27 protein-coding genes and 1 pseudogene are annotated in these 26,242 nt (G+C 70.3%); 13 read left to right on the top strand and 15 right to left on the bottom strand.

Going from position 1 to position 26,242, the window contains the following annotated elements; genetic code table 11:
- The 3 genes and pseudogenes from ABTZ89_RS12180 to ABTZ89_RS12190 all read right to left on the bottom strand — a co-directional run.
- A pseudogene (locus ABTZ89_RS12180) lies at positions 1–239 on the bottom strand (GGDEF domain-containing protein); the annotation flags it as partial.
- A gap of 185 nt (positions 240–424) precedes the next feature.
- Positions 425–661, bottom strand: a complete 237-nt coding sequence (locus ABTZ89_RS12185) for a hypothetical protein (RefSeq protein ID WP_270948154.1) — start codon at positions 659–661, stop codon at positions 425–427.
- Between the two features lie 230 nt (positions 662–891).
- Complete coding sequence (locus ABTZ89_RS12190) at positions 892–1,932, bottom strand: LacI family DNA-binding transcriptional regulator (RefSeq protein WP_270948153.1); 1,041 nt, start codon at positions 1,930–1,932, stop codon at positions 892–894.
- Positions 1,933–2,106: 174 nt separating this feature from the next.
- On the opposite strand from ABTZ89_RS12190, the gene ABTZ89_RS12195 reads away from it, so the two are divergent.
- The 10 genes from ABTZ89_RS12195 to ABTZ89_RS12240 all read left to right on the top strand — a co-directional run bounded on the left by ABTZ89_RS12195 (position 2,107) and on the right by ABTZ89_RS12240 (position 12,959).
- Positions 2,107–3,285: an amino acid ABC transporter substrate-binding protein gene (locus ABTZ89_RS12195; protein ID WP_270948152.1), complete on the top strand. Its 1,179-nt coding sequence runs from the start codon at positions 2,107–2,109 to the stop codon at positions 3,283–3,285.
- 7 nt (positions 3,286–3,292) lie between these two features.
- A complete protein-coding gene (locus ABTZ89_RS12200; RefSeq protein ID WP_270948151.1) occupies positions 3,293–4,177 on the top strand; it encodes a branched-chain amino acid ABC transporter permease in 885 nt (294 codons plus the stop codon).
- On the top strand, positions 4,161–5,213 hold the full coding sequence (locus ABTZ89_RS12205; RefSeq protein ID WP_351043413.1) for a branched-chain amino acid ABC transporter permease: 1,053 nt from the start codon (positions 4,161–4,163) through the stop codon (positions 5,211–5,213). The genes ABTZ89_RS12200 and ABTZ89_RS12205 overlap by 17 nt, the downstream gene beginning before the upstream one ends.
- Positions 5,210–5,944 carry an ABC transporter ATP-binding protein gene (locus tag ABTZ89_RS12210; protein WP_351043416.1) on the top strand — a complete coding sequence of 245 codons (735 nt, stop codon included), beginning with the start codon at positions 5,210–5,212 and terminating at the stop codon, positions 5,942–5,944. Before ABTZ89_RS12205 ends, ABTZ89_RS12210 begins: the two co-directional genes overlap by 4 nt.
- Entirely contained in the window at positions 5,934–6,719 is a 786-nt protein-coding gene (locus ABTZ89_RS12215; protein ID WP_351043419.1) for an ABC transporter ATP-binding protein, read from the top strand. The genes ABTZ89_RS12210 and ABTZ89_RS12215 overlap by 11 nt, the downstream gene beginning before the upstream one ends.
- Entirely contained in the window at positions 6,716–7,870 is a 1,155-nt protein-coding gene (locus ABTZ89_RS12220; RefSeq protein ID WP_351043422.1) for a Gfo/Idh/MocA family protein, read from the top strand. The genes ABTZ89_RS12215 and ABTZ89_RS12220 overlap by 4 nt, the downstream gene beginning before the upstream one ends.
- On the top strand, positions 7,867–9,024 hold the full coding sequence (locus tag ABTZ89_RS12225; RefSeq protein ID WP_351043425.1) for a dihydrodipicolinate synthase family protein: 1,158 nt from the start codon (positions 7,867–7,869) through the stop codon (positions 9,022–9,024). The genes ABTZ89_RS12220 and ABTZ89_RS12225 overlap by 4 nt, the downstream gene beginning before the upstream one ends.
- Positions 9,021–9,896, top strand: a complete 876-nt coding sequence (locus tag ABTZ89_RS12230) for a sugar phosphate isomerase/epimerase family protein (protein WP_351043428.1) — start codon at positions 9,021–9,023, stop codon at positions 9,894–9,896. Before ABTZ89_RS12225 ends, ABTZ89_RS12230 begins: the two co-directional genes overlap by 4 nt.
- Positions 9,897–9,911: 15 nt before the next feature.
- The gene (locus ABTZ89_RS12235) at positions 9,912–10,583 is read left to right on the top strand and encodes a hypothetical protein (RefSeq protein ID WP_351043431.1); all 672 of its coding nucleotides are present in this window, start codon (positions 9,912–9,914) and stop codon (positions 10,581–10,583) included.
- 75 nt (positions 10,584–10,658) lie between these two features.
- Complete coding sequence (locus ABTZ89_RS12240) at positions 10,659–12,959, top strand: PQQ-dependent sugar dehydrogenase (RefSeq protein ID WP_351043434.1); 2,301 nt, start codon at positions 10,659–10,661, stop codon at positions 12,957–12,959.
- A 64-nt stretch (positions 12,960–13,023) separates the two neighbouring features.
- Here ABTZ89_RS12240 and ABTZ89_RS12245 read toward each other — a convergent pair whose 3' ends face one another.
- Complete coding sequence (locus ABTZ89_RS12245) at positions 13,024–14,196, bottom strand: serine hydrolase domain-containing protein (RefSeq protein WP_351043436.1); 1,173 nt, start codon at positions 14,194–14,196, stop codon at positions 13,024–13,026.
- Between the two features lie 92 nt (positions 14,197–14,288).
- Here ABTZ89_RS12245 and ABTZ89_RS12250 point away from each other — a divergent pair, with 92 nt between their 5' ends.
- A complete protein-coding gene (locus tag ABTZ89_RS12250; protein WP_270948141.1) occupies positions 14,289–14,744 on the top strand; it encodes a MarR family winged helix-turn-helix transcriptional regulator in 456 nt (151 codons plus the stop codon).
- 87 nt (positions 14,745–14,831) lie between these two features.
- Here the strand turns inward: ABTZ89_RS12250 and ABTZ89_RS12255 are convergent, their stop codons facing one another.
- A complete protein-coding gene (locus tag ABTZ89_RS12255; RefSeq protein WP_351043441.1) occupies positions 14,832–16,163 on the bottom strand; it encodes an NAD(P)H-dependent oxidoreductase in 1,332 nt (443 codons plus the stop codon).
- Positions 16,164–16,256: 93 nt separating this feature from the next.
- Positions 16,257–17,051, bottom strand: coding sequence for an SDR family NAD(P)-dependent oxidoreductase (locus ABTZ89_RS12260; protein WP_351043444.1), 795 nt, complete (start codon positions 17,049–17,051; stop codon positions 16,257–16,259).
- Between the two features lie 273 nt (positions 17,052–17,324).
- Between ABTZ89_RS12260 and ABTZ89_RS12265 the strand changes: the two genes are divergently transcribed.
- Together ABTZ89_RS12265 and ABTZ89_RS12270 are read left to right on the top strand one after the other, a co-directional pair.
- A complete protein-coding gene (locus ABTZ89_RS12265) occupies positions 17,325–18,524 on the top strand; it encodes a PucR family transcriptional regulator (RefSeq protein ID WP_351043447.1) in 1,200 nt (399 codons plus the stop codon).
- Positions 18,525–18,709: 185 nt separating this feature from the next.
- Entirely contained in the window at positions 18,710–20,026 is a 1,317-nt protein-coding gene (locus tag ABTZ89_RS12270) for an MFS transporter (protein WP_351043450.1), read from the top strand.
- Between the two features lie 65 nt (positions 20,027–20,091).
- Here ABTZ89_RS12270 and ABTZ89_RS12275 read toward each other — a convergent pair whose 3' ends face one another.
- From ABTZ89_RS12275 to ABTZ89_RS12315, 9 genes are all read right to left on the bottom strand, one after another.
- The gene (locus ABTZ89_RS12275) at positions 20,092–20,634 is read right to left on the bottom strand and encodes an SMI1/KNR4 family protein (protein WP_270948136.1); all 543 of its coding nucleotides are present in this window, start codon (positions 20,632–20,634) and stop codon (positions 20,092–20,094) included.
- 58 nt (positions 20,635–20,692) lie between these two features.
- On the bottom strand, positions 20,693–21,208 hold the full coding sequence (locus ABTZ89_RS12280; protein ID WP_351043453.1) for a hypothetical protein: 516 nt from the start codon (positions 21,206–21,208) through the stop codon (positions 20,693–20,695).
- The gene (locus ABTZ89_RS12285) at positions 21,201–21,701 is read right to left on the bottom strand and encodes a WXG100-like domain-containing protein (protein WP_270948134.1); all 501 of its coding nucleotides are present in this window, start codon (positions 21,699–21,701) and stop codon (positions 21,201–21,203) included. Before ABTZ89_RS12285 ends, ABTZ89_RS12280 begins: the two co-directional genes overlap by 8 nt.
- Positions 21,698–22,024: a hypothetical protein gene (locus ABTZ89_RS12290; RefSeq protein WP_351043456.1), complete on the bottom strand. Its 327-nt coding sequence runs from the start codon at positions 22,022–22,024 to the stop codon at positions 21,698–21,700. The genes ABTZ89_RS12285 and ABTZ89_RS12290 overlap by 4 nt, the downstream gene beginning before the upstream one ends.
- Positions 22,025–22,038: 14 nt before the next feature.
- A complete protein-coding gene (locus ABTZ89_RS12295) occupies positions 22,039–22,872 on the bottom strand; it encodes a YbaB/EbfC family nucleoid-associated protein (RefSeq protein ID WP_351043459.1) in 834 nt (277 codons plus the stop codon).
- Between the two features lie 242 nt (positions 22,873–23,114).
- Positions 23,115–23,966 carry a 2-dehydropantoate 2-reductase gene (locus ABTZ89_RS12300; protein ID WP_351043462.1) on the bottom strand — a complete coding sequence of 284 codons (852 nt, stop codon included), beginning with the start codon at positions 23,964–23,966 and terminating at the stop codon, positions 23,115–23,117.
- Positions 23,963–24,667: an ATP-binding cassette domain-containing protein gene (locus ABTZ89_RS12305; protein WP_351043465.1), complete on the bottom strand. Its 705-nt coding sequence runs from the start codon at positions 24,665–24,667 to the stop codon at positions 23,963–23,965. Before ABTZ89_RS12305 ends, ABTZ89_RS12300 begins: the two co-directional genes overlap by 4 nt.
- On the bottom strand, positions 24,657–25,436 hold the full coding sequence (locus tag ABTZ89_RS12310; RefSeq protein ID WP_351043468.1) for an ABC transporter ATP-binding protein: 780 nt from the start codon (positions 25,434–25,436) through the stop codon (positions 24,657–24,659). The genes ABTZ89_RS12305 and ABTZ89_RS12310 overlap by 11 nt, the downstream gene beginning before the upstream one ends.
- On the bottom strand, positions 25,420–26,242 hold an 823-nt coding region (locus ABTZ89_RS12315), incomplete at its 5' end, for a branched-chain amino acid ABC transporter permease (RefSeq protein ID WP_351043471.1). The genes ABTZ89_RS12315 and ABTZ89_RS12310, both read right to left, overlap by 17 nt.

Below are 26,242 nucleotides of genomic sequence, written 5' to 3' on the forward strand. Positions count from 1 at the left end.
TGCGCCGGGGAGAGCACCGAGAAGTGCCTCCCGATGATCTCGGCGCTGCGATAGCCCATGATTCGTTCTGCCCCGTCGCCCCAGCCCTCCACCCGGCCGGCCGCGTCGAGCGCGAAGATCGCGTACTCCTGCAAGCCCGCGGCCAGCAGCCCGAGGCGCGCCTCAGCCTTCGACTGCAGCCGCGCGATCCCGCCGTGCCCACCCCGGGTCACGAACTCGGCATCACGTTCCTCGACCATCTCGCCCCGATGCGTCCGACTCCCAGCCCTGATTTTCGCACCGCCGCAGCCGGACCACGACCACAACCAGCCGTCGAACAGCACCCGGGCCGGCCCGTCGAGCTCAGGCCTGGAGTCGCCGACGACCCCCGCCTCGCCGGAATCGCCGGGGAGCACTTCCCGCCCCGCGAGCCGGTACGTGACAACTACTCATCAGCCACGCGCTCCCACGGAGCAACGTCCGGGGGAAGGATGGACATCAGCCACCGAATGTCCCCGTGCGCCTCTTCCTCCGTGTCGAAACCGATGCGCGCGTGCTGTTCGCCGTGGGTGAGGTAGGTGACCAGCCACTTGCCCGCGGCGTGCTCCAAGACGATCTCGAAGCAGCCGTCCTCGTGCCAGTGACCGCGCCCCGCGCACCACCGGCCAACGACCTCGCTCATCGACTGCTCATCTCCCCGTGCGGCCACGTTGCCAGCAGCTCCGATCTTGGGGAGCGCTGCGGCCGCGCCCAACCACAAGCATGCCGCTGTTCGAACATCCGAACAGAGGCTTCCGACTCAGAGCGCGCGATGTCGGCCCGCGACCGGCTTCGGGCCGTGGTACTCCGTCGATCCGTGCTCGTCCAGCAGCAGTTGGTTGCTCGCCGCAACCGGCACAGCCCCGGCAGGAGTCACCGCTTGCGGCGCGGGGGTGGGGCGGTGGACTCGCGCACCACCAGGGAGTGCGCCGTGGTGCGGCGGCGGGGACGCGCCGACGGGTCCTTCAAGGCGAGGCGCAACGCCTGCTCCCCCATTTCCGCCATCGGCAACCGGACCGTCGTCAGCGCAGGCGACAGGTGCTCCGCGACGGCCACGTCGTCGAAGCCCGCCACCGAGATGTCCTCCGGCACAGCCTTTCCGCGCGCTCGCAGGGCCGCGAGGACGCCGATCGCCATGTCGTCGTTGAGCGCGATCACCGCGGTCACGTCGGGGTGCTCGTCGAGGACGCGCCGCATGCCCGTCGTGCCGCCGTCGCGGGTGAACGCTTCCTCGACGACGGGAACGTCCTCAATCGACAGTCCGGCCGCTTCCAGTGCCTGCGCGGCGCCCGCGAGTCGATCGGCCACTGTGGTCAGCGTCCGGGGGCCGGAGACGAAAGCGATCCGCCGGTGCCCCAGGGACAGCACGTGCTCGGTGATCGACCGGCCACCCGCGGTGTTGTCCGGCAGGACCGCGTCGGTGCCGAGGTGGTGGCGTCCGATCACCGCGACGCGGCCGCCGGTCTCCTGGAAGGCCTGGAGGTCCTGCTTCACCGGCGCCTGCTTCCGCGCGTCCACGAAACCCGAACCGGCGATGATGATCGCCCGGACCCGGTTGGCGATCAGCGTGCGGACCTGGACGAGCTCGTTCTCCGGGTCGCGCCCGGTGTGGCAGATCTGCACGGTCAGGCCCTGCTGCGCACCGACGCGCAGCACCCCGCTGGCGATCTCGGTGAAGTAGGGGTCGCCGATCTCGTGCACGAGCAGTCCGACGCTGGTGCTCGCGCCACCGGCCAGCGTGCGGGCGTGCACGTTGGCGACGTAGCCCATCTGCGCGGCGACTTCGCGCACCCGCTCGGCGATGGCGTCGCTGACGCCCGCTGACCCGGACAGCGCCCGCGACGCCGCCGCGATCGACACCCCCGCCCGCTCGGCGACGTCGATGAGCCTGAGCCTCGCGCGTTGCTGCGGCATCCGTGACCCCTTCCGCTCCGGTCCGCCCTGCGGACCGCGAACCATGATCCGTGACCCTTGCCACTTCGCCCGATGGTTCCTATTCTGCCGTAAGCGCTTACGCAAGCGCTTGCGGATGCCCCCAACGACGGGTGGACCATGAAAATTTCACAACGTCTTCGACTAGGTGTACTCGTGACCAGCGCGAGCCTCGCGCTGACCGGCTGCCTCAGCTCGGGCGCCGGAGGCAACGACGACAGCATCCAGATCGGCATCTCCCTGCCCCTCACCGGCGACTTCTCCGAACCCGGCAAGGGCGTCCGCCGCGGCTACGAAGCGTGGGCCGACTACGTCAACGCCCGCGGTGGGTTGCTGGGCCGCAAGGTCGAGCTGACCGTCCTCGACGACCAGTCCAACGCCGACCGCGTCGCGGCCGACTACGAGAAGCTGATCAACCAGGACGGCGCCGACCTGGTCTTCGGACCGTTCTCCACCCGCCTGGTGGTCCCGGCCGCGCAGGTCGCCAAGGACTACGGCTTCCTGTTCGTCGAACCGGCAGGCGCCGCCGAGGAAGTGTTCGACCAGGGCTTCGACAACCTCTTCTACGCCGCGCCAGCGGTCGCCGAGGACCACTACAACCACCTGGCCGAGGCAGTCCTGGCGATGCCCGCCGACCAGCGCCCGAAAACCGCCGCGTACGCCGCGATGGACGACCCGTTCGCCCAGGGCACCGCTTACGGGTTGAAGGGCAAGCTCGAAGCGGCCGGGATCCGCACGGTGGTCGACGAGGTCTACCCGCCCAACACCACGGATTTCGGTTCCATCGCGGCCAAGATCGCCGATTCGCGGGCCGACCTCGTCGTCGGCGGGACGCAGTACCAGGACGCGGTCAACCTCATCCTGGCGCTGCGCCAACTCGGCTACCAGCCGTCGATGGCGGCCTTCTCCACCGCGCCGACCAATCCGGAGTTCGCCAAGGCCATCGGCGAGCAGACCGAGGGAATCCTCTCCCCCACCGGCTACACGCCGGACGCGAACTTCCCGTCCAACAAGGAATTCGTCGAGCACTACACGAAGATGTTCAACTCCCCGCCCAGCGAGGACGAGGCCAACGCGTGGACCACCGGGCAGGTCGTGGCCGCCGCCGTGCAAGCCGTCGGCTGCGCCGATCCGGACCCCGACTGCCAGCGCAGGCTCATCGACTGGCTGCACCGGAACGAGGTGGACACCGTGGTCGGCAAGCTCAGCTGGGACGCCACCGGGAAACCGCGCGGCGCGCACCTGATCCAGCAGTACGTCGGCGGCCGGATCCGCATCGTGCTCCCGGCGGAGACCAAGGAAGCCGACCTGGTCCACCCCAAGCCGGCGTGGTGATGCCGAGATGACCGGATCGCTTCTGCTGCAGAGCCTGGTCCTCGGTGTGCTGCTCGGCGGGCTCTACGCCCTGCTCGCCGCGGGCCTGACGCTGTACTTCGGCGTGATGCGCGTGGTGATGCTGGCGCACTCCGCCTTCCTGATCCTGGCGGCGTACCTGGCCTGGTTCTTCAACCTCCAGACCGGATTGGACCCGCTGCTGTCGCTGGTGGTGACCGTCCCGCTGTTCTTCGCGGTCGGCGTGGCCATGCAGCGGTTGCTGATCTCGCGGCTGCGCCCGGCGACGCTGACCATGATGTCGGTGCTGCTGACGTTCGCCATCGCGCTGGTGATCGAGGGCGCGCTCGGGCTTCTCTTCAGCGGCACCCACCGGCGCATCCAGCTGCCCTACTCCGGCGCGGACATCCAGTTCTTCGGGGCCAGCATCCCGGTGGTGAAGCTGATCGCGTTCGGCCTCGCCGCGGTGTCGCTGGCCGGGCTCTCCGTGCTGCTGAAGAAGACCCGGTTCGGCCAGGCGCTGCGCGCGACGATCCAGCACCGGGAGGCCGCGCAGCTGGTCGGCATCAACACCGGCCGGATCGCCGGCTACGGGTTCGGGTTGGGCCTGGCCACCGCGGCGATCGGCGGAACCGCGCTGGCCCTGGACTCCACGATCTACCCGTCGCTGCACTGGCACTGGATCGGGCCGTTGATGGCGATCATCGTGGTGGGCGGGCTGGGCAGCGTCCCCGGTGCGGCGATCGCCGCCGTGGTGCTGGGGCTCGGCCAGAGCCTGCTCCAGCTGCCGCTCGGAACCACTTGGGCGCAAACGGTTTTCTACATCGCGCTGTTCGCCACCCTGCTGCTGCACCCCCAGGGATTCTTCGGAGGCCGCCTTGCGCAGCGTTTCTGACCCCGCCCGCGCCGCGAAGCTCGTCGGCCTGCTCCTGCTGGCCGCGCTGGTGCTCGCCTTCCCCGCGCTGGCACCGGATCCGTTCATCCTGTCGGTCGGCGTGGTGATCATGAGCTACGCCGTGCTGGCCACGTCGTGGAACTTCGTGGGCGGCTTCACCGGCTACATCTCGCTGGGCCACGCGGCGTACTCCGGGCTCGGCGGCTACGCCACCGCGCTGCTGGTCGTGCACGCGGACCTGAACCCGTGGCTCGCGCTGGTCCTCGGCGCCGTGGTCGTCGCCGTGCTCGCGGTGCCGATCGGTGTCGCGAGCCTCCGGGTGCGCGGTGCGTCGTTCGTCATCGTCTCGATCGCGCTGGTGCTGATCACGCTGCTGGTCTTCCAGAGCTGGGGAGATCTCACCGGTGGTTCCAACGGTTTGCGCGTGCCGCGCCCGTTCGGCCCGGACGTGCTCCGCCCCGAGCAGCACGAGCGGTTCTTCTACCTGCACGCCGCGCTGCTGGCCGTCGCCCTGCTGTGCTGGTGGGTGATCGACCGCTCCCGGTTCGGCTCCGGGTTGAAGGCGATCCGGGAGGACGAGGACAAGGCCGAAGCGCTCGGGGTGCCGACCTTCGCCTACAAGCTCGTCGCGTTCGTGATCTCGGCGTTGTTCACCGCGTTGGGCGGCGGGCTCTACGCGCTGTGGTTCGGGTTCCTGGACCCGATCTTCCAGTTCTCCGTGCTGACCGGTTCCTACCTGGTGCTGATGAGCCTGCTCGGCGGCGTGCGCAGCCTGTTCGGGCCGGTGCTCGGCGCGGTGATCGTCGGCTACGCCGTGGAGTACTTCAAGGCCCAGTACGGCGACACCCAGCTGCACCTGGTCGCGCTGGGCGTGCTGCTCGCCGCGGTCGTGCTGTTCATGCCCGACGGGATCATCCCGGCGCTGCGCGACCTGCTGCACCGGTTCCGCCCGCGAACGGCGTCGATCCGGGAGGTCAGCCAGGCCGAGCTCGCCGAGCAGCGCCGGACCGGGACCGTCGAGGAGGCGCGCCTGTGAGCACGGGACTGGAAACCACCGGACTGACCAAGTCCTTCGGCGGGGTGCGCGCCGTCGACGGGGCCACCGTCGCCTTCCAGCACGGCAAGGTCAACGCGCTGATCGGCCCCAACGGATCGGGCAAGACCACGTTCTTCAACTGCGTCACCGGGATGATCAAGCCCGATTCCGGCACCGCGAGCTACCGCGGGCGCAACATCACCGGCCGCCCACCGCACCGGATCGCCCGCGCGGGCATCGGCCGCAGCTTCCAGCTGTGCCGGATCTTCCCCCGGATGACGGCGCTGGAGAACCTGCTGGTCCCGGTCCGCTCCCGAACCCTGCTCGGCCAACTGGTCTCCGCGCGCCAGCGCACCGACCTGGACCGGGCGCGCGAACTGCTCACCCGCGTGGGCATCGAGCACCTGGCCGACGTCCAGGCCCGCGACCTGTCCTACGGCCAGCAGAAGCTGCTCGAAATCGCCGGGGTGCTGATGGCCGATCCCGAGACGGTCCTGCTCGACGAGCCCGCGGGCGGGGTGAACCCGGCGCTGATCGAGCGGATCGGGGAGCTGGTGCGCGCGCTCAACGCCGAGGGCCGGACCTTCCTGATCGTGGAGCACAACATGGACCTGGTGATGAGCCTGTCCGACCACGTGGTCGTCTTCGACCGCGGGCGGCCGATCGCCGCGGGCACGCCCGACGAGGTCCGCAACGACCCGCGAGTCCTGGAGGCCTACCTTGGGATCTGAGCAGCGGGGTTCGAGCGAGCACCTGCTCGAGCTCGTCGACGTCGAGGCCGGCTACGGGCGCGCGGCGCTGGTGCTGCGCGGGCTGACGGTGCGGGTGCCACCGGCCAGCGTGGTCTGCCTAGTGGGACCGAACGGCGCCGGGAAGTCCACGGTGCTCAAGGTCGCCAGCGGCATGCTCGCGCCGCGCGCCGGCCGGATCCTGGTGTGCGGCAAGGACGTCACGAACCGCCGACCGCAGCAGATGCTCGAAGCCGGTCTGTCCCACGTGCTCCAGGGCCACAGCGTGTTCAAGGAGATGACGGTCGCGGAGAACGTGCTGCTCGGCGCGTACGCGCTGCGGGACAGGTCCGAGATCGCCGACCGCGCGGCCTTCGTCAAGGAGCTGTTCCCGGTCGTGGCCGAGCGGTGGGACGCGCTGGCCGGGGCGCTTTCCGGCGGGCAGCAGAAGCAGGTGGAGTTCGCCCGGTCCCTGATGGTCAGCCCGAAGGTCGTGCTGCTCGACGAGCCGTCGATGGGCCTGGACCCCAAGGCGACCGAGACCGTGTTCGCCCAGGTGGCGCGGATGCGCGACGCGGGGACGGCCGTGCTGCTGGTGGAGCAGAACGCCCGCCGCGCGCTGGAGGTCGCCGACCTGGGCTGCGTGCTCGACCTCGGCCGGGTGCACATCTCCGGCCCGGCGCCCGACCTGCTCGCCGACCCGCAGCTCGGCGAGCTCTACCTCGGCAGCCGACGCTCCAGCACCGCATCGTCGAAGACAGGGGGCCCGCGACCATGACCGATCGCACCTACCGCATCCTGATGAACGGCGTCACCGGCAGGATGGGCTACCGCCAGCACCAGCTGCGCTCGGTGCTGGCGATCCGCGACGACGGCGGCGTGCCGCTCGCCGACGGCGGCCGCATCCAGGTCGAGCCGGTCCTGGTCGGCCGCAACGCCGAGAAGCTGGCCCGCATCGCCGCGGACCACGACATCGCCGAGTGGAGCACCGATCTCGACGCGCTGCTGGCCGAGGACACCGCGCAGATCTACTTCGACACCCAGGTCACCAGCGAGCGCCGCAAGGCGGTGCTGAAGGCCGTGGCCGCGGGCAAGCACGTCTACACCGAGAAGCCCGTGGCCGAGACCGTGGCCGAAGGCGAGGAACTGGTGAAGGCGGCCGAAGACGCCGGGGTCGTCAACGGCGTCGTGCACGACAAGCTCTTCCTGCCCGGCTTGCAGAAGCTCAAACGGCTGGTGGACGCGGGCTTCTTCGGCCGGATCCTGTCCGTGCGCGGGGAGTTCGGCTACTGGGTGTTCGAGGGCGACCTGCTGCCCGCTCAGCGGCCGAGCTGGAACTACCGGGCCGAGGACGGCGGCGGCGTGGTGCTGGACATGTTCTGCCACTGGAACTACGTGCTGGAGAACATCTTCGGCCAGGTCCGCGCGGTCACCGCGAAGGCGGTCACCCACATCCCGCAGCGCTGGGACGAGGACGGGCAGCGCTACGACGCCACCGCCGACGATGCGGCGTACGCGATCTTCGAGCTCGACGACGGGGTCATCGCGCAGATCAACTCGTCGTGGGCGGTGCGGGTGGAGCGCAAGGAACTGCTGGAGTTCCAGGTCGACGGCACGCACGGCTCGGCGGTCGCGGGCCTGTTCGGCTGCCGCATCCAGCCGCGGGTGCGGACCCCGCGGCCGTCGTGGAACCCGGACCTGCCCACCACCGAGGACTTCCGCGGCCAGTGGGACGAGATCCCCGACAACGCGGAGTTCCGCAACGGTTTCCGCGCGCAGTGGGAACGCTTCCTGCTGGACGTGCACCACGGCAGGCCGCACCCCTACGACCTGGCGGCCGGGGTGCGCGGACTCCGGCTCGCCGCCGCCGGTCTCGCCTCGTCGGCGGAGGGCCGCCGCATCGAGCTGCCCACCGGCGGCGCGGCATGAGCGCGATCGAACTGCCCACCGACCAGGGCACCTGGGCGGAGGTCGTGCTGCGCGAACCCAGGCGGTGGGAGGAACATCCGCAGCCGCACGGCTCGCGGGTCGCGTTCGCCGCCGCGCACGTGGTCGCCGACCCGCTCGGCGACAACACGCCGGGGGCGCCCGCGGCAGTGGACTGGGAGTCCACATTGGCCTTCCGCCGGGAGCTGTTCCGCCACGGCCTCGGGGTGGCGGAGGCGATGGACACCGCGCAGCGCAACATGGGCCTGGACTGGCCCGCGGTGCAGGAACTCGTCCGCCGCAGCGCCGAGCAGGCCCGCTCCGCCGGCGCCCGGATCGCCTCCGGCGCGGGCACCGACCACCGGGCCGGGGCCAGCACCCTCGACGACGTCGTCGAGGCCTACCAGGAGCAGGTCGGCTTCGTGGAGTCGACCTGCTCGCAGGTGATCGTGATGGCCTCCCGCCAGCTGGCCGCCATCGCCTGCGGTATCGAGGACTACCGGCGGGTGTACGACGCGGTGCTCGGGCAGGTCGCCGAGCCGGTGATCCTGCACTGGCTCGGCGAGGTCTTCGACCCGCACCTGGCCGGATACTGGGGCTCGACCGACCTGGCCACCGCGACCGGGGCCTTCCTCGACCTCGTCCGCGACCACGCCGCGAAGGTCGACGGCGTGAAGGTGTCCCTGCTGTCGGCCGAGCACGAACGCGGTCTGCGCGCCGCACTACCGGCCGGCGTGCGGCTCTACACCGGCGACGACTTCAACTACCCGGAGCTGATCCGCGGCGACTCGCACCACCACTCGGACGCGCTGCTCGGCGCGTTCGCCGCGATCGCTCCGGCCGCCTCGGCGGCGCTGGCCGCGCTCGACGACGGCGATCTCGCGACCTACGACGCGGAGATGGCGGCGACGCTCCCGCTGTCGCGGCACGTGTTCAGCGCACCCACCTTCTACTACAAGACCGGGATCGCCTTCCTGGCCTGGCTCAACGGCCACCAGCCGGGCTTCACGATGCTCGGCGGGCTGCAGTCCGCGCGCAGCATCGTGCACCTGGCGCGGATCTTCTCACTGGCCAACGACGCGCAACTGCTGGTCGATCCGGAGTTGGCCGCGCACCGGATGCGGTTGTGGCTCGAAGCCGCGGGGGCCGTTGCATGAGCGCACGCGACGTGCCGACGAGCGCACCGGCCCGGGTGCCGACTCCGCAGCCCGGTGATCCGCGGTTGGCCCGGCTCTCGCTGAACCAGCGCACGACCGCCGGCTGGTCGCTGCGCGAAGCGGTGGAGGGCTGCGTGGCCGCCGGGCTCGGCTCCATCGGGGTCTGGCGCGAACCTGTCGCTGAGGTCGGATTGGAGGTCGCCGCGCGGATGGTCCGCGATGCCGGGCTGCGGGTTTCCTCGCTGTGCCGCGGTGGTTTCTTCACCGATGGAGACCCGATCGGCGACAACATCACCGCCCTCGACGAGGCCGCAGCCCTCGGCTGCGACGTGCTGGTGCTCGTGCCCGGCGGGCTGCCCGCAGGCGACCGCGATCTCACCGGTGCCCGGCAGCGCGTGGCCGATGCCGTCGCCGCGCTGGTCCCGCACGCCCGCGAACGCGGAGTGCGGCTCGGCATCGAACCCATGCACCCGATCTACGCCGCCGACCGCGGGGTCATCTCGACCCTCGCCCAGGCCCTGGACATCGCCGAGCCGCACCCGCCGGACGTGGTCGGCGTCGTGGTCGACACCTTCCACGTGTGGTGGGAGCCGGGCGTGCTGGAGCAGATCGCGCGCGCCGGGCAGCGGATCACCAGCTACCAGATCTGCGACTGGATCACCCCGCTGCCCGCGGACGCGCTGCTCAGCCGCGGGATGGTGGGCGACGGCCACATCGACTTCGCCGCGCTCACGCGCGCGGTCTCCGCCGCCGGGTACCGCGGGGACGTCGAGGTCGAGATCTTCAACGCCGACGTCTGGGCCGCCCCCGGCTCCGACGTCGTCGCCACCCTGACCCGCCGGTACGTCGAGTTCGTGGAGCCGCACCTCTAGCCGCCAGGAGTCCACATGAGACGAAGAACAGTGCTCACCGGGTTGGTCGCCGGACTGTGCGCGACGGCCGTCCCGACCGCCTCCGCCGCACCGGGTTTGGTGGTGGTCCGGCCGGCCGCCACGGACCGGGACTGGTCCCCGCTGACGCCAGAGAAGTGGGAGTTCACCGCCGGCCAAATCGTCATGACCGAGCGCGGGGTGCCGCCGGAAGGCCCGCGCCGCCCGTTCGAATACGCCATCGTCCGAAAAGGACCGGAGTTCGGCTCGCTGAGCCTGACCGGCGAGGTCCGCATCGACGAACCGGTGACCCGCAACGACCGCGACGTCGTGCTGATCTTCAACTACCGGTCCCCCACCCGCTTCTACTACGCGCACCTGTCGCAGGACAACACGATCTACCCGCACAACGGGATCTTCGTCGTCGACGACGCAGACCGGGTCCGCATCGACGACCAGTGGGACGGCACCACCGGTGCACCGCCCGCCATCGACGACACCGACTGGCACGACGTCCGCCTCGACTACCGCGCCGCGACGGGTGAGATCGCGGTGCACGTGGACGGCGCCGACGAGCCGCTGATGACCGCGACCGACAAGACCTTCTCCGGTGGCCGCGTCGGTTTCGGCTCGTTCGACAACTACGGGCGCGTTCGCGACGTCACCATCTTCGGCGCTCCCGCTTCCTGATCCGCAGTCCGCCGCTTCCCGGAGGCGGTCTGCGATGCACCACCGACCCACAACGGCGAGGGATGGAGCCCTACCATGCGCGTGCGCAGATCCTGGTGCGCCGCGATCACCGCAGTGGTGGCCGCAGCGACCCTGTTAGCCCCACCGGCGGCCGGTGCCGCCGACGAACCGATCACCGATCCGATCCCGGAAGAGCCGCAGCAGTCCCCGCTCGGCCTGGTGCTCCAGGAAGTCGCGCAGCTGCCCGCCTCCGAGGCGACACCGCCGGCGACCGATCCGCGGTTGATCCGGCACAACCGGATCAACTACGTCGGCGAGGTGCCGGACGGCTCCGGGCGGATGTTCGTGCCCGACCTCAACGGCCCGCTGTACCTGCTCGACGGCGGCCAGCAGCACGTGTACCTGGACTTCAAGGCGCGTTTCGAGCACTTCTTCTCGGGGCGCGGGATGGGCAGCGGCTTCGGCTTCGTCGCCTTCCACCCCGATTTCGCGCGCAACGGCAAGTTCTACACGGTGCACAGCGAGGACAAGGCGGCCATCGACTCCGAGGAGCCGACCTACCCGAACCAGCCGGACGCGTTCGTGCAGAGCGTGGTGACCGAGTGGACCGCCGACGATCCGGCCGCCGACGTCTTCTCCGGCTCCCAGCGGGAGATCTTCCGCTTCGGGTTCAGCACCCAGATCCACGCGATCCAGCAGATCGACTTCAACCCCACCGCCGAGCCGGGCGACCCCGACTACGGCCTGCTGTACCTGGGGATCGGTGACGGCGGCATCGGCCTGGACTCCGACGTGCCCCAGGACATGACCACCCCGGCGGGCAAGATCCTGCGGATCGATCCGGCGGGCACGAACGGACCCGACGGCCAGTACGGCATCCCGGCGTCGAACCCGTTCGTCGGGAAGCCCGGCGCGCTGGGCGAGATCTACGCCGTCGGCATGCGCGACCCGCACCGGTTCAGCTGGGACCCCGAGGGGCAGCACGCGATGTACCTGGGCCACATCGGCCAGCACGCGATCGAAGCGGTGTACGAGGTCCGCGCCGGGGACGACTTCGGGTGGAGCGAGCGCGAGGGCGCCTTCACCTTCCGCCCGGAGAACCAGTGCTACCTGTACCCGCTGCCCGCCGACGACGAGAAGTACGGCTACGTCTACCCGGTCGCCGCCTACGACCACGATCCGCCGCAGGGCTGGCCGTGCAACTCCGACAGCGGCCACGCGATCTCCGGCGGCCAGGTGTACCGGGGAGCTCAGTTCCCGGTGCTGCGGGGCAAGTACGTCTTCGGCGACCTGGTGGACGGCCGCGTGTTCTACACCGACGTCAACCGGATGAAGCGCGGCGCGGAGCGCGCTCCCCTGCACGAGTTGCAGCTGTTCGACACCGCGGGCAAGCAGCTGCGGATGACGGACTTCGCCGGGGACGGCCGGGTGGACCTGCGCTTCGGCACCGATTCGCGGCGCGACCTGTACCTGCTCGCCAAGGCCAACGGCAAGATCTGGAAGGTGGTCGGCACGCGGATGGCCCCCGGCTCGGAGGTCACCCCGCAGGTGCAGCGGAACCTGGTCGCCCACTACGACTTCGAGCGCCCCTTCGCCGCCGACGATTCCCGCGAGCTCGACCGCGGCTCGTCCCGCACCCTGCTGAGCCTGCTGGGCGGTGGCGAGGACATGCGGGTGGCCGACGGCGCGTTCCCCGGCAGCAACAACGCCCTCCAGACCCAGCAGGTCAACCCCGAAGTGGCGGGCAACGACGACTGGAAGGCCGGTGTCTGGGACGGCAACGGGGTATCGTCGCTCAGCGCGTTCAACGGCACCGAGGGCGCGACCGTGATGGGCTGGTTCAAGATGACCGGCGAGAACCCCGGCCCCAACTCGGGCTCACCGGACCCGGGCGATCGGTACAACGCCGTCGGTCTCGCCGGGATCCTCAGCGGCAACTCCGACGGCCACGACGTCCGGGCGCTGCTGGAGCTGATCCAGGTCGACGGTGAGCTGCGCCTGGTGGGGCTGGGCCGCCGCATCGACGGCGGCAGCTCCCAGACGTTCGCCGCCCAGCAGGACTGGCGCGAGCTCCTCCCGCCCGGCGAGTGGGTGCACCTGGCGGCGACGTTCGACTACACGACGGGCGAGATCGCCCTCTACCGCAACGGCCAGCCGCTCCCGGGCTTCTACACCGTCCCGGGCGATCCGTGGCAGCTCGACGGGACGGGAACGACGGGGACGAACCCGCGTGGGATCAAGATCGGCGGCAGCTTCCCGCAGAACACGGCGGAGCGGAACCCGTGCAACTGCCGGATGGACTCGCTGATGTTCCTGGACGCGGCGGCCGAACCGGACGCGGTGGCCGACCAGTACCGCCGCTTCTTCCAACGGTGAAACCCGACGCGGGGCGCGGCCATCCGCGCCCCGCGTCGCAACGACACGTCCGACCGCCGGATGCTCATACGCCCGCCCCGACCTCGCCCGGCGCCGCCACCGCAGGCGCCAGGCCGGTGATCGCCTCGATGAGGGACTGGTTCTCGGAGGCGCCTCCGCCGCCGCCGAACGAGAACTTGCGGCGGGTGTAGCTGTAGGCGATACCGGTTGCGGGATCGGCGAACGCCTGGGCTCCGACGGCTCCGCTGTGGCCGAACGCGCGAGGGCTGAGCGTCGGGTAGCGGGATGCTTGAGCTTCGAACCCGAGGAGGAAGTGGTCCCGCTCGCCGGTCACCAGGTCGACACCGGTCGACTGCTTCCGGGTGAACTCCTCGACGGTGCGCGGCAGGAGGAACGCGGGACCGCCGTCGAGGCCGGTGAGCGCTGCGGCGTACATGCGGGCGACACCTCGTGCCGTGCCAACGCTTCCCGAGGAGGCGGGCCCGCGCTGGTGGACCACTCGGCTGTTGCCGAACGTCACCAGGTCGGTCGGAGCAGGGGCGTTGAGGTTGAACGCGATCCCGGTGTACGAATCCGGCGACGGCAACGCCTGGGCGGCTTGCTCTTCCGGCAGCAACGGCAGCGCGGGCAGGAACCTGTCCTCCTCCGCGCTGGGGAGCCCCAGGTAGAAGTCGAGTCCGAGGGGTCGCCGGATGCGTTCGTCGAAGACCTCCTGCAGCGACCGACCCGTCACCCGGCGCACGACCTCGCCGATCAGCGCACCGATCACGAACGCGTGGTAGCCGTAACCGCTCCCCGGTGTCCACAGCGGTTCCTGGGTCGCGAGCCGCGCGGCGAGCTGGCGGTCGTCGGAGAGCTCGTCCTCGCTGAACCCCCCGGCCACGCCGAGGAGACCGGCTTGGTGGGAGGCGAGCTGGCGCACGGTGATCTCGGCTTTGCCGGCCGTCGCGAACTCGGGCCAGTACGCGGCGACGGGGCGGTCGAGGTCGATGGCGCCCTCCTGCACCAGGAGGGCGAGCACCAGGAATGCGGCGCCCTTCCCGGTGGAGTACAGGGCGAGGAGCGAGTCACCGGTCGATTCGCCGCCGGTCCACAGATCCACCACCGGCACGCCCTGGTGGTACACCGCGAGTTGAGCTTCCAGCCCGGGCTCACGCGCGGCGACGTCGGCGAAGGCGGCTCGGACCGGCTCGAAAGCCGGAGTCGTGGAACCGTGGACCTGCGGTGTGGCAGTCATGATCATCCGCTCTTCCCGTGCGCCCACTCGTCGGACGCCGCGACCGCACGTTATGGTAAGCAAAGGTGATCGTCAAGAAAGGTGACCATTCCATGGGCGAGGCGCGCCGGAGCGAGAAGAAGGACCAGGATCCCGACATCGGAATCCTCACCGCCAGGCTGCTGCACGGCGTCCAGCGAACCCTGTTCGGCCGCCTCGCCGACGAGGGCTTCGACGACCTCCGCCCCCAGCACGGCGCGGTGCTCGCCTACCTCGACGAAGACGGCAGCCGGGCCGTCGACCTGTCCCGACGCTCGGGCGTGCACAAGCAGGTCGTCAGCAAGCTGCTCGACGAACTGGAGCAACTCGGCTACGTCAACCGGGAACCCGACCCCCGCGACCGGCGCGCGAAGCTGATCGTCCCGACGCCCCGCGGCCTGGCCCAGATGGAGCGCTCCGACGCCATCATGGGAGATCTCGAACGCGACCTGCGAAACGTCCTCGACGCAGAGCGGTTCGACACCTTCAAAGCCGATCTGCTCCGATGCCAAGCCGCGCTCGGAAGGTAACCGTCATATGCCGAGTTGACCTCTGCACCACTGGTGACTCGTCCACAGTGGATCCGACCCCAAGGGGTTGGCCCTGTGCGGCTCCGGTCAGCGCTCCTGGAGTTCGCGGCGGAGTTTCACCGCGAGCACCGAGTCGTCGAGGTCGGCGTCCGACCAGCTCAGCATCGCGCCCGCAGGTACGTCGTTCAGCAGTTTGCAGCCGTGCGCCAAGCCGATCGGGAGCGCTTCGGCGGCCAGGGAGGCGTGGGCCGGGGCGAGCTTGCCGTAGACCATGAATCCGCCTTCACCGTCCAGCACCTCGCCGGCCTTCAAGTCGCGCTTGGCGACGGCGACGACGTCGCCGCGGAAGGCGTCGGCGGTGCCGGTGGGCTCGCCGCGCAGCACCGCGGAGGCGATGGAGACCCCCAGTTCGAGGCCGATCATGTGGTACGGGCGGTAGAGCGACCCGTAGCGGCCGGTGGGGTCGGTGCGCACGCCGTACTCGGCGAAGCACTGGACCGCGTAGTCGGTGCGGGCCTCGAAGGTGACGTACACGCCCCAGCGCAGGTCGCGGTCGACCTCCGTCCCGTCGCGGTTGAGGCTGGAGACCACTTCGACCGTGCCGCGCCGGGTCAGCGAACCGCCCAGCTCCTTCGGCCGCAGCGCGGTGGCCAGGTCGTCGGCCCCGACCGGCGGGAAGAGCAGGCCCTCGTCCTGCGGCTGGAGGCCCGTGCCGTTGGCGACGGCGGCCATCTCGATCGCCGACTTGGTCCCGTCGAGGAACGAGTTGAACATCTTGGGGTTGTAGTCGCCGCCGGCCAGCTGCTCGGCGGTGAAGCCGTAGTGGTCCCAGACCGTGTCCGGGGTCGAGCTGCTGTACTCCGGCAGGTACTTGGTGCCCTTGCCTGCCGCGACCACGTCGAAGCCGACGGTGCGGCACCAGTCGATGAGCTCGCAGATCAAGGCGGGCTGGTCGCCGTAGGCCATCGTGTAGACGACGCCGGCCCGGCGGGCGCGTTCGGCGAGCAGCGGTCCGACCAGGCAGTCCGCCTCGACGTTGACCATGACGACGTGGCGACCGGCGTCGATGGCGCGAACGGCGTGGTGGGTGCCGGCGATCGGATCGCCGGTGATCTCGAGAACCACCTCGAGACCGGGCACGTCGATGAGGTCGTCCGCGCTGTCGGAAACGTGCGTACCGCCGGTGCGCAGCGCTTCGTCGAAGGACGTGGCGGCGTACCGCTCGGACGGCCAACCGGTTCGAGCGAGCGCAGCGCGGGCGCGATCCGGGCTGAGATCGGCGACGCCCACCAGGTGCAGGCCCTCGATGTGCAGTGCCTGGGTGAGGAACATCGAGGAGAACTTCCCGGCCCCGATGACGCCGACCTTGATCGGGCCGGACTTCCGGTTCCGCTCGACCAGCAGACGATGGAGGTTCACGTGATCTCCCCTGGGCATTGCACCGATCGGGCCAACCTACCAACAGGCCGGCGGGAAGCTCAACGCCGCGAATCCCCGCAGGAGTTGGCGGTTTCAGGCGCACCGCATGGAAAGCCCCCCGTCGACGGGGAGGCAAACCCCGTTGACGTAGGCGGATTCGTCGGATGCGAGGAACAGCGCCGCGGAAGCGACGTCCCACGGCGTCCCGACCCGGCCGGTGGGGCTGGCGGCATTCCGCTCGTCGAGCGCGGCTTGGGCGTCGGCGGCTCCGGAAATCACCTGCTGCGAGACGAGAGGCGTGTCGATCAGACCCGGGACCACCGCGTTCACCCGGATGCCGTCGGCCGCGTACCGCAGGGCCAGTGCGACGGTGAGCTGGTTGACCGCGGCTTTGGCCGCGCTGTAGCTGGGATAGGGGTAGCCCGTGTCGCGGATGGCCGCGATCGACGAGACGTTGACGACCGCGCCCCGGCCCGCCCCGACCATGCGGGGCAAGACGTGCTTGCAGGTCAGGAACGCTCCGGTCACGTTGACCGAGAAGACGTCCTGCCAGGTCCGCAGGTCGAGGTCGGCGAGGTCGCCGGTGCGCGCGAGCCCGACGTTGTTGTGCAGGACCGATGGTGTGCCGAGTCGCCGTTCGGCGTAGACGACAGCTGCGGCGACCTGCTCTTCGGAGGTGATGTCGGCCTCGATCGCGACAGCGGTCCCCCCTTCGTCGAGGATCGCGCTGGCGGTGCGGTCGGCTTCCTCCGGGTTGATGTCGATCGCGGCAACGGCGGCTCCTTCTCGCGCGAAGGTCAGCGCTGCGGCTTTCCCGTTGCTCATCCCTGCGCCGCTGGAACCGGCACCGAAGACGAGCGCGACCTTTCCGGTCAGTCGGTTGCCCATGATTCGAGTCCCTCGTGCTCTCCTGCGATGAACGGTTCGAAGGCGACGGTGGGGTTCGCCCGCGTGGACCACCTCAGAGGACCGAGTATTGGCACCACAACCGCTCCGCCGACACCGCACGTCGTCGAGACCTTGCCGCGAATCTTCCTTCCGCTGTAGAAAATTCCTAGTCGACGCCCCTTCGAGCGGTGCTCCGGAGCGTGAACTGCCCCGACGACGACGATGACGACATCGGAGAGGAGCAGTGCGGACCACCGGCCGCACGCACTGGACATGAGCGGTAGCGATCTGCAGCGGATGGTCGACGCGCTGGCCGAGGAGATCGGCCGATCGGTCGCGATCAACGATCCTTCGGTCCACCTGAAGTGCGCGAGCAGGCACTTCGGCGACGAGGACGAGGTGCGCGTCCACGCGGTGCTGCAGCGCGAGGGCGGCAGCGCGGCCATCGGGCACATGCTGTCGCAAGGCATCACCGAGTGGACCGGACCGGGCGTCATCCCGGCCCGGGCGGACCTGCACATGCGGGCCCGCCTGTGCAGGCCGATCCGGTGCCGCGGCGAGCTCCTCGGCCTGCTGATGGTGATCGACCCGGAATCGCTCACCGAAGCCGACATCGGCGCCATCGAGGACTCCGCTGCGGCGATGGCGGCGCTGCTGTACCGGGACTTCGTCGCCGAAGACGAGCAGCGCGTCGCGAGGGAAGGGGCTGTGCTGGAACTGCTCTGCGGAACGGCGGAGCGACGAACGGCCGCACAACGGGCGCTGAGCGGGCAGGGCTGGCTTCGCGGTGGACATCACGCGACCGTCAGCATCGCTGAAGTCGTCGCACCGGAGAAGGAAGAAGCGCAGGTGGAGGTGGCCCTCCGGGTGGCGCTCGAAGCCGTCTCGCGCAACCGCTTCGCCGAATTCGCCCTCGCAGTCGACGGAAACCGCGGCTTCCTGCTGCAGAGCGCACCGGCGCCGAAGGAACACCTGCGGGACCAAGGCGCGATGGTCGCCAAGCAGGTCCGCGATGCCCTCGGTGGGGCGGCGCGATGCGTCGTCGGGATCGGGACCACCGCTGGCGGTCTGGCCGAAGCGTGGATCTCGCGGGAACAAGCGTCCACAGCGGCCCGCAGCGCACGAACCCTGCCCGATGCGGCCGACGTCGTGTTCTGGGAAGAGCTCGGCGTTTACGCGACGTTGCTGCAGATCCCGGACGACCGGCTCACTGCCCGGCTGCTCCCGGCGGCGCTCAACGAGCTGATCGCGAACGATCCGCACGGGCGGCTGGTCAGGACCCTCGCGGTCTACCTGGACAACGCCGGCTCCGGGCCGGACGCGGCCGCGGCGCTGCACATCCACCGGACCTCGTTGTACTACCGGCTGCACCAGATCGAGCAGATCACCGGGCTCAGCCTGGCCAACGGTGACAACCGCCTGGCCCTGCACCTCGGCGTGCGGATGATGGCGCTGCTCGACGATCCGAGCTGAGCGGTTCGACCTGCGCTTTTCTACAACAGGAGGAAGTCGGTGGGCGAGGCTTCGACACGAGGAGGTCGTGACGTGGACGCTGCCGGAACATACTCCCTGCACACCTGGGCCGAGAACGGACCACGGATCGGGCACCGAGGGCCACACCGCCCAGCCGCGGCTCGACCGGCCACGAAGGAGTAGCCATGCCCACCACCGCCGCACCGCCGGCCGCGGTGCCGAGATCGCGAATCGCGGCCGCCACCTTCATCGGCACCGCGATCGAGTTCTACGACTTCTACATCTACGGGACCGCTGCCGCGCTCGTTCTCGGGCACCTGTTCTTCCCCACGTTCTCGGCCCTCGCCGGGACGCTGGCCGCGTTCGCCACGTTCGGCGTCGGGTTCGTGGCCCGCCCCGTGGGTGCGGTGGTGTTCGGCCACTTCGGCGACCGGATCGGCCGCAAGACGATGCTGATCGTCTCCCTGCTGACGATGGGAACGGGGACGGTCGCGATCGGCCTGCTGCCGACCTACGAGACGATCGGGATCGGTGCCCCGGTGCTGCTGGTGCTGTGCCGGTTCTTGCAGGGGTTCGGCCTCGGCGGTGAATGGGGCGGCGCGGTCCTGCTGGCGACCGAGTACGCCCCGGAGAACCGCCGCGGGCTGTGGTCCAGCTTCCCGCAGGTCGGGCCGGCGGTCGGGTTCGTCGTCGCCGGAACGGCGTTCCTGGTGCTCGGCGGCACGCTGTCGGACGCGGCGTTCGAATCGTGGGGTTGGCGGGTGCCGTTCCTGGCCAGCGCGCTGCTGCTCGTCGTCGGCTTCTACGTGCGGATGAAGATCGCCGAGACACCGGTGTTCGAGAAGGCCATGCGGGAGCACGAGAAGTCCAAGGCCCCGATCGTCGAGGTGATCAAGCGCCAGCCCCGCACCCTGGTGCTGGCCACCTGCTCGTTCATCCTCGCGCACACGCTGTTCTACACGATCACCACGTTCTCGCTCTCCTACGGCACCGAGGTGCTGGACCTCGACAAGAACATGCTGATCGTCTGCTCCATGATCGCCGCGGCGGTGATGGGCGTGGCCACCCCGGTCTTCGCCGTGCTCTCCGACCGGGTCGGTCGACGTCGGGTGTGCCTGGGCGCCGCGGGGTTGGCCGTCGTGTGGGCGTTCCCGCTGTTCGGGCTGATCAACACCGGGCACCCGCTGCTCATCGGCATCGGCATGTCGGTCGGGATGATCGCGTTCGCCGCGCTGTTCGCCCCGATGGGCGCTTTCCTGCCCGAACTGTTCGCGACGCGGTACCGGTACACCGGTTCCTCCGTCGCCTACAACGCCAGCAGCATCGTCGGCGGCGGCCTCAGCCCCATCCTGGCCACCCAGATGATCGCGTCGACCGGTTCGTCCCTGCCGATCTCGGCGTACCTCGTGCTGATCGCCCTGATCTGCGCGGTGTGCGTGTGGTTCATGCGCGAAACCCACACCGCCGACATGACCGGCGAACCCGTCGACAGCCGCCCGTAGCTACGGCGTTCGCCGATCGGCGGGCGGGATCGGATCCCGCCGCGCGCTCCCGCCTCCGGACTTCGTCACGAGTCGTCGGCTTCGAGCTCCGATTCGTACTCCTGGTACACCATGCGGTAGAACTCGAAGAAGTTCGGCATCGGATCGGTGTCCGCCCACGGCAGCCACAGCACGGTGTGCCCGCCTTCGTCGAGCTCGCTGCCCCGCCAGAACACGAACACCGAGGCGGTGTCCTCGCTGACCGTGAACGGGTAGATGTCGGCGCGGGGCGGCAGCACGTCCGGGTCGTCCACGCCCTCGTACAGGGCGTCCAGGACTTGGTTGGCCTTCGCCCAGTTGGGGCCCTGGCCCAAGTCCTCGGTGCTCAGCAGGCTCGACCCCAGGTAGAAGTCCGGCCAGCCGTTGCCGTAGGACAGGAACGACCGGTGCTGCGGGTCCAGCGGGTGGCCGAGGCGCTGTTCGGCGGCGGCGATCTGGTCCGGGGTCGCGGCCAGGTGCGGGACGGTGAAGGGGAACATGTCCTCGTCGATGTGGCTCACCTGCTCGCGCAGCTCGCCCATCTCAGCGATCAGATCCGGCCAGGGCGGCATTTCTGCCTCGGCGGGCATGGTGTGGTTCCCTCCTGGTTGCCGCGTTGCTGTCCAGCGCCAAGGCTCGCACAGCGGACTACTTGAGTCTAAATGTCGAGGGCTTGTAGCCGATCGGGTACCGGTTCTGCTGACCGGCGATCGAACTGTTCACCCGCGAGGTGTGGTCGCCCCACGCGTAGGGCTTGCCGTGGCCGAGCCAGGTCGCGTCGGGGATGTGCGCCGCCACCCCCTGGTACGGCTTGCCCGCCTTCTTCGCCCGCAAGCGCTCCGCCCGGGCCTCGCGCTCAGCCGCCTTGCGCGCCCCCGACGAACCGGAGGCCACTCGACCGCTCTTGGAGAGCAGGCCCTTGCGGTTGGCCTCGTTGGCGCCCTTGACGTACTCGCGGAACTGCGCCTTCTCGGCCGGGGTCGCCCACTTCGGGACCTTGATGTCGACCGGACCGGACTTCGGGCCGGGCTTCGGCGCCGGCTTGGGACCACCCGCGGCCGCGCTCCTGAGCCGCTTGCTCCTCCGCAGCTTGGCGGTCGCCGGCGACAGGATCCCGGCAGCGGCCTTGCCCGCGGCTTTCCCGCCTCCTCTGGTCCTAGCCATTGAGCACCGAATTGATCGCGAGGTCGAGCGCCTGGTCCAGCAGCATCTTGGTGATCTGCTTGAAGACCGGGATCTCCAGCAGCGAGGCGCCGAAGGTCGGCACCGCGGTGGCGATCGCCTGGGCGATCTGCACGGCGAGCATCGCCAGCTGGACCACCGCGGCGGTCTTCAACGCCACCACGACACCGGCGGCGACGTACATCCCCGTGCCGATCATCGTGGAAGCGGTGGCCCCGTCCTCGAGGTTCGTCTTCGGTGCTTCGCCGTCGCCCCAGAACGTGCCGAACGCGTCCACGGCCTCACCGGTGTTCTGGCCCTGGACCTGTTGCGCGTGGCTGTCCGCTTCGGCTGCGGCGGGTGAGAGCTTGTCCGCGAACCCCGACCACTGCCCGCCGAGGTCGTAGAGCTTGCCCTCGTCGCTGAGCGGCCAGTTGAAGCCGAGCGTGTTGAGCAGCCCGGAGAGTTCGGGCGGAAGCATGATCCCGCTGGTCATGTCATCCTCCCCATCAGCTGCTGGAACGCTTCCTGGTGGGCGACGTCGATCTGGCTGTACTCCTCGGCCATGGCTTGCAGCTCCTGGCCGATCTCGCCGAGCCCCTCGGCGTTGTCGTGGAAGCTCTCGAACGCCGCTTCAGAGGCGGCCTGGTAGATCGTGGCGATGGCCGACCCGAGGTCGTCGTCACCGAAGCCACTGGTCAGGGACTCGGTCTGCGCCTGGAACGAGTCGATGTCGCTCCCCAGCGACTGCCCGATCTCGAGCAATTTCCCGGCCGATGCGCCGATGTCGTCCGGGAATACCTGAAAACCCTCTGCCACGGTGCGTTCCCCCATCACTCGGCGTTGCGCATGATCGAAGTCATGCTGTCCGTGTAGTTGCGCAGGTGCTGCATGCTCTGCGCCCTGACCGCGTCAGCTCGCTCCCCCAGCTTCCGCAGCGCCTCGACGTCCACTCCCCGGTTCGCGGTGGCAGCGCTGCGTTCCTCCCACTCGATCAGCGCGTCGTTCACCGCCTCGGACACGGCGCCACCCAGTTCTCCTGGTGGCATCTGCAGGGCGAAGCCGGTCAGCGCCAGCTCGGCCAGCTCGCCCTGGCTCACGACGGCCTCGACCTCTTCCGACTCGTCCCACCCCTCGCCGACGGCCGGTTCGGAGGGGCTGCCGGCGAGCGCGGACTGCATCGACCGCACGACTTCCAGCGCGTCCTCGTAGAGGAAGTCCACGTACTGCGGTGAGGCGTCGCCGCTGATCTGGACCTTGCCCGCGAGCTCGGCCATGTTCCGCTCCACCGCGCCCTGGATCCTGCGCAGTTCCTCAGCACCTCGGCGGGCGAATTCGGAGAGCTGGTCACCGAGCGACCCCAGATCCGGCGTCGGATCCCCTGCCTGCGGCGACTCGGCCAGCGATCGCGCCAGCGCCTGGTTGATCGCCTCGCGCAGCACCTCCGAAACCTCGCGCCGCGATCCCCCGATCAGCCGCGGGGCGATCTCCACCGTGACGAGCCGGCGGTCCCGCACGACCACGCGCACCGCCCCGTCGCCCGCCGTCGCGGCGAACTCCTGACCACCGGTGCGCGGTTCAGATGCCGAGGTGCCCTGCTCTCTGATCCGCTGCAGCCGCGCCCGCTGCTCGGCGAGAAGAGCTTCGTAGTCTTCACCGGATTTCACTTGTCCCCCAGAGAAACGACCCTCTCCCCTCCCACGCTATCGACGCCGTGATCGAGTTCAATGGACCAACTGGACGCCAGCACGGCACCTCACCGGCCGCACCGCTGCGTGCTCTCTTCGCCTCGCGCTCCCCCGCCGACCCGCGGGGCACGACCGGCAGGAGGGTCGCTGCACGGGTCCACTATGGACGGACAGCCCGCCAATCCGTTTCTGCGGAGGTGATCGACGGCTTCCCGCAGTCGTCACCGAGCTGCGGCCAGCAGGGGGACCAGGACGTCGCTGATCGGGGTGGGGATGCCGTGAGCCGCCCCGACACGGCTGATCACGCCGTTGCGGGCGTCCCACTCCAGTTCCCGGCCCGCGCACCGGTCGTAGAGGATCGACGTCCCGTTCTCGGGTGGCAGCGACAGGAGCACCTCCACCACGTGGTCGGCGAACCCGGCGGGCAGCCGAGCGCCCGCCGCGGTGGCGACCTCGACGCATTCGACCGCCAGATCCCGCGCCAGGGAACGCACCTCGGGCTCGTGGAACACCTCGGCCCGGCGACCGGTCAGCGCCTCCACCGCGACGACTGCGTTGAACACCAGTTTCCGCCACGCCGCCGTGGTGAAGTCCTCGACCGGCCGGATCCGCAGGAAGGAACCGTCGAAAACCCCGCCGAGCGCATCCCCTGCCGGTACCTCGATCGCTTGCTCGCCGGGCCGGACCAGGACCTCCCCCGCGATCTCTTCCGCGGTGCACCACACGATCCCGGGCACCACGCACTCGGCGGGCACTGCACCGGCCAGCCGCTCCGCGTGTTCGACGCCGTTCTGCAACACCAGCACTGGCGTCCGCTCGCTGCGCAGCCGTCGCAGCCACGGCACCGCTGCCCCGGTCTGATGGGCTTTCACCGCCAGCACGACGAGATCCACCGGCCCCACCTGATCCGGATCGGTCACCCACGGCGACCGCAGCCGGTGGCGGCTGCCGTCATCCAGGCGCACGGTCAGCCGCCGCTCCCGGCGGGCGCAGAGCACCAGGTCGTGCCCGGCGAGCTCCAGCGCCGCCGCCGTCACCGCGCCGATCGCGCCGACACCCACCACAGCGATCACGAACCGGCCCCGATCCCGAGCGAACGACGGTAGGCGTCCTCCAACGCCGCCCCGGTCTCCTCCGACACGATCTGCCCCCGAACCAGCACGTAGCCGCGGTCCACGATCCGCCGCTGCATCCCCAGCTCGGGTGCGGCGAGCAGGACCGCCACACCCGAACGGGCCAGCGCCACGGCGGTTTCGGCCAGCCGCTGCACGACGGCCGGAGCCAGTCCGGTCGCCATCTCGTCGAGCAGCAGCAGTTTCGGTTCCCCGAGCAACGCCCGCGACACCGCCAGCATCTGCTGCTCACCGCCGCTGAGCACCCCGGCCAGCCGGTCCGCCCGCTCCCGCAGCACCGGGAACCGGTCCAGCGCCGAATCCACCGCGCTGCGCGGCAACCGCAGGTGCTCGGCGAACACCCGCAGGTTGTCCACCACGCTGATGCGCGGGAAAAGCTGGCGGCCCTGCGGCACCAGCGCGATCCCGGCCTGGGTGCGCTCCCGCGCCGGCATCGCCGCGACGGCGATGCCGCCGACCAGGATCCGCCCCTTCGCCGCGACCGCACCGCTGATCGCCAGCAGCAGGCTGCTCTTGCCCGCCCCGTTCGGCCCGACCAACGCCGTCACCGAACCGGCAGGCGCCGTCAACGACACGCCCGCGACGGCCGTCGCACGTCCGTAGGAGACGTCGAGGTCCTCGACGACCAGATCAGCTGACATCGGAGAGCCCTTCCGCCCATTCACCGAAGTACGCGCGGCGCAGCTGCGGGCTCGCCAGGCAGTCAGCCGGATCACCGTCGAAAGCGACGGCGCCCAGCTCCAGCAGCATCATCCGGTCCACCAGTGCCGACACCAGGTCGATGTTGTGGTCCACCAGCACCACCCCGTGCCCGCGCTGCCGCACCGCGCGGATCGCGTCGCTGATCCCGCTGATGCCGTGCGCGTCGGCCCCGGCGAAGGGTTCGTCCAGCAGCAGCACCAGCGGTTCCTGCCCCAACGCGCGACCGACCTCGACCAGCCGCTGCTCGCCCAAGGTCAGGTCACCGGCAGCCCGGTCCAGTCCGCCGATCCCCAGCTCCGCCGCCAGCCGCTCCACGGCCGCGTCGTCGGACGCCGACCGCGGGTGCAGCACACCTGTGGCGATCCCGCGAACCAGGTCCCACCAGCGGCCGTGCCGTGCGGCCAACCGGCCCAGCACCAGGTTGTCGCGCACCGACAGGTCGGGGGCCAGCTGCGGGTGCTGGAACGTCCGGGCCAGCCCCGCCCGGGCGCGGCTGGACGCCGGTCCGCGCAGCGGTGTCCCGTCCAGCAGGAGCGTTCCGGCGTCGGCGCGCTGCGCGCCGGAGATCAGGTCGACCAGCGTCGTCTTGCCCGCCCCGTTCGGCCCGACCAGGCCCAGCACCTCACCTCGGTCGACCCGGATCGACACCTCCGACAGCGCGCGCACGCCGCCGTAGTCCTTGCCCAGCCCACTACCGTCGAGCAGCACCGCTCCACCTCCGTTCCCGCACCAGGGCGAACCCCGCCCGCAAGTAACCGAGCAGGCCGCGCGGTGCGACGAGGATGATCACCAGCACGCCGAGCGCGACCATCAGCGTTCCGCTGGCCCCGAGCTGGTCGAGGTCCAGGGTCAGCCACGTCACCACGCCCGCACCGAGCAGCGAGCCCCACGGGCTGTGCCGGCCGCCGATCAACGGCATGAACACCGCCAGGAACACCACGCTCGTCCCGAACGTCTTCGGGTTGACCGCGCTGGCGAACGTGGTGAACAACGCCCCGCCCAGCGCGGCGATCGCTGCGCCGAGCCCGAGCGCGACCAGTTGCAGGGTGGGCACCCGGACCCCGACGGCCTCCACCGCGATCGGGGTTTCCCGCATCGTCTGCACCAGCACGCCCCACGGCGAATGGCGCAGCCGGTCCAGCGCGAAGGTCAGCAGGCACACCAGCACCGCGGCCAGCAGCACCATGTGCTCCGGAGCGGGCTGCCAGCCGAAGAAGTCCAGGAACGGCAGGTTCAACAGGCCCGCGCTGCCGCCGGTGAGGCCTTCCGCCGTTGCCAGCCACTCGGCGAACGCTTCGGCGAACAGCAGCGTCACCGCGGCCAGGAAGAAGCTCGACAGGCGGCGGGTGGCCAGCCCGAGCCCGACCGCCACCAGGGCGGCGACGGGCGGGCCGACCAGCCAGCCCGCCCACACCGGCAGCGCCAGCTTGCTGCTGACGATCGCCACCCCGTAGGCGCCGATCGCGGCGTAGGCGCTGTAGGCCATCGACAGCGATCCGGCCAGCACGAACGGC

Origin of the sequence: Saccharopolyspora sp. NPDC002686 (assembly GCF_040295745.1) — a bacterium.
Lineage (GTDB): Bacteria > Actinomycetota > Actinomycetes > Mycobacteriales > Pseudonocardiaceae > Saccharopolyspora > Saccharopolyspora oryzae.